Source organism: Micromonospora sp. SL1-18, from assembly GCF_047921505.1.
GTDB lineage: Bacteria > Actinomycetota > Actinomycetes > Mycobacteriales > Micromonosporaceae > Micromonospora.
Genome location: NZ_JBLROA010000154.1, coordinates 1 through 2317, shown reverse-complemented (window position 1 = coordinate 2317; position 2317 = coordinate 1). Strand labels below are relative to the sequence as shown.

The 2317-nt window shown below is 67.8% G+C and carries 1 protein-coding gene and 1 pseudogene; both read right to left on the bottom strand.

Annotation, left to right across the window (positions count from 1 at the left end; genetic code table 11):
• Positions 1-1163: pseudogene (locus ACNAW0_RS30195) on the bottom strand (integrase); the annotation flags it as partial.
• Positions 1126-2214: a tyrosine-type recombinase/integrase gene (locus tag ACNAW0_RS30190; protein ID WP_416291444.1), complete on the bottom strand. Its 1089-nt coding sequence runs from the start codon at positions 2212-2214 to the stop codon at positions 1126-1128. The pseudogene ACNAW0_RS30195 and the gene ACNAW0_RS30190, both read right to left, overlap by 38 nt.
• Positions 2215-2317 lie beyond the last annotated feature (103 nt).

Here is a 2317-nt window from a genome sequence, read left to right as displayed (position 1 = left end):
TGCACGCAGTCCAGTTCCAGGTCAAGCAGTTCCCCGATGCGCAGCCCGCAGGCCCGTTGCAGGCGCAGCGCCAGCGCGGCGAGTTCGTTGTCGGGATGCTCGGTCAGCGCGGCGGTCAGGCGCCGGTCGGCGTCCACGGGCAGGTAACGCGGCAGCACCTGCGGGAGCTTGGGGATGTCGTCGCGGAACATCACCTTGCGGGCCGGGGCGGCGTCCCAGCCCCACTCGGTGATGTCGGTGAGGAACGTGGCCACGGCCACCACCCGCCGGTTGCGGTCGCCGATGCTGATCGGCTGCCCGTCCTTCTCGCTGATGGTGTCCGACAGCGAGGCGAGCCAGGGTTCGATGTGACGGCGCCGGTCCAGGTCTCTCACCGTGGTCAGGTCGGGGTCGATGGCGGTCAGGAAGACGCCGAAGTGCTTGAGCCGGGTCGCCATTGCCGAGACGGTCTTGGCGTGGCAGGTTGCCTTCTTGCGTTCCAAGTAGGCGATCATCTCGGCCCGGATCGGCGCGGTAACTTGCGCGAGCCGCTCCTCCAACGGGGCCGGGCCACCGGATCGGGGCAGCGCGTCGAGGATGCCGAGGTGGAACAGGACCGTCTGGGTGTTGCTGATCGCCGACAGGTAATGGCGGTGGCTGGTCCTGGTGCGACGGGTGCGCTCGTGACAGGCTTCGGCGAACTCGTCCAGGTCGTCCTGGACCAGCTCGTCGATCCGTCGGCCCGTCTGGATCAGCAACCGCACCGGGACCTGCGAGCCGGTGGCCAGGCGGGTGCGCATCGTGAATCCGAGGGTCTCAGCAGCGTTCAGGAATCGGTCGATCTCGGCCTGCAGCGGGCCACCTTGGATCTCCCGCCAGATCGGCGAGAGCTTGCGTTCCAGCAGGTAGTCGTATCCGGGGTGCAGGCCCTGGTGGAGCATCAGGAACGTGATGACTGGCCGTGTTGCCTTGTCATCGGCGAGCCGGTCCTGAAGTGGCTGGGCGGCCCAGGCATGTGGGTCGGGCCAGGCGCGGAAGAATCTTCGTGCCGCCCGCTCATACGACACGTTCCCCCGGCCCGTCGCGTGGAGGCGATCAAGGTAGGCGGCTAGAAGATCCTCGCCGCGCAGGCGCAGGTCGGCGGCGTCAACGGTTCTGGGCGCGGAGGCGTTCGCGTGCAGCATCGAACTCGGCTTTCACGTGGGCCGGAGCGAGATGGACATACCGTGCGGTGGTGTCGACATGCGCGTGCCCGAGCAGCGCCTGCATCACCGCGAGATCGACACCTGCCTCTGCCAGCACGGTGCCGAATGTGTGCCGCAGCGCGTGCGGGTGTCCGCCCTTCACGCCCGTCAGTTCTCGGTGGTAGCGGAAGATCGTGCGCAGCCCGGCCGGAGTCAAGCCCTGTCCGCGGTGCGGGCCCTTGGCCACGAGGAAGAGCCGGTCGGAGGTCGACTCGGGACGTTCGACGAGCAGATACACGTCGATCACCGAAGCGACGTCCGCATCCAGAGGGACACGCCGCTGCTTGCAGCCCTTGCCGGTCACGGTGACCCACCGGCCGCCGATGTCGACATCCCTGACGCCCAAGCCCAGCACCTCACAAGACCGCAGACCGCACCACAGCATCAGCCCAGCGATCGCCCGGTCACGCCACGTGCGCAGGCTCCCGACCAGCTCGGCGGCGTCCGACGCGGACAACGCAACCGGCAGCTTCGTCGGCTCACGCAGCCGCAACGCCGAACGGGACTTACGCCGCCGCGTCGTGTGCGCCAACATCCCCGACCGCTCCCCAGAGACCGTCCAGCGGGCCTCCCGCCCCCGCGGCACCGGATTCTTCGCATCCGGGGAACGCAGCCCAGCGAAGGTGAACAACCCGGAGATCGCCGCCAGGCGGCGGTTGATCGTCGTGGCTGCGTACCGATCCACCCGCTGACCGGTCATCGTCACTACATTCGGCCCCGGCCGCCCCGGGACTGTCGCTTCCCTGCAGGCCCTCAGATAGTCGAGCAAGACGTTGGTAGTGACCGCCTCCAACTCAAGGTCCTGCTCGGTCAACCACCGGCAGAACGCGAGCAGGTCAAACCCGTAGGCCCGGACCGTCGCGCGGGAGTAATTCCGGTCCAGCAGATGGCTCAGATACTCGTCGACCAGTCCGAACCGTGCAGCCGCCCCGCCGACGAGCACCCACCCCTCGCCGCGTTCTTCGAGCCGCAACACAGCCCTGACATCCATGGGAAACACATGTAGCACCAGCGACCCGCATGGCTCCAACAACCGCCGAGCCACGGCGTGTCGCTGACCTGCAGGAACACGACGATTAGCCGGTTAAGAGGGA